Origin of the sequence: Vibrio sp. OPT46 (assembly GCF_015163535.1) — a bacterium.
GTDB lineage: Bacteria > Pseudomonadota > Gammaproteobacteria > Enterobacterales > Vibrionaceae > Vibrio > Vibrio alginolyticus.
On record NZ_JADDYG010000244.1, the window covers coordinates 175,469 to 176,117 of the forward strand.

Consider the following 649-nt stretch of genomic DNA (forward strand, 5'->3'; position numbering starts at 1 on the left):
TCCCACACCATCATTAATTACTTTCAATAAAGTCACTTTGGTATACATCTTTAGGTAATCACACAGCCTACCTTGCAATTCCAGTTTGGCTAAATTAATCTCATTTATATCTGAATCACTTCGCCTCATGCTTTGCTCATAAAAATAAAGTTTATAAAATAAAAGCGATTGGCGAATATAAGAGAAAAAATGAAATTAAATATATCTGCTCAATCAATAAATTCTAATAACTACGAGCACATAATCCCTAGCTAAGAGGTTGAGTCAGCACTGAAATGTCATTACATGAAGCCATTTATCGGACAACACTTCATAGGAACAGCGTCTGGAGTCACATACTTCGCGGGATTTGTTGAGTTAGAGGAACCGAATCGAAGGTCTCATTCCTTTATCAAGTTTCCAAAATGGTGAGTTCGAATTTGATGTAGTCAAACAAAAAATTTCCAGCCAGAGCGCCACGTTTACTTTAGGGACCAAAGTGCACGTGTTGGTTAAAGACGCCGATTCGAGACAAAGAAAGATCATGTTCAACTTAAAAGACGCGGAACACTCGGTAGGTTAGCCTGTTTTAGGTTACTTTCTAATCCATTAATCAAAAATAAAAAATAAGCTTTTAATACCGCAATTAACTTGTGACATTTCGCTGACA

At 36.2% G+C, this 649-nt stretch carries 1 pseudogene; it reads left to right on the forward strand.

Annotated elements, in window-relative coordinates:
* Positions 1 to 255 precede the first annotated feature (255 nt).
* Positions 256 to 562, forward strand: a pseudogene (locus tag IQR33_RS35495) (S1 RNA-binding domain-containing protein); the annotation flags it as partial.
* Positions 563 to 649 lie beyond the last annotated feature (87 nt).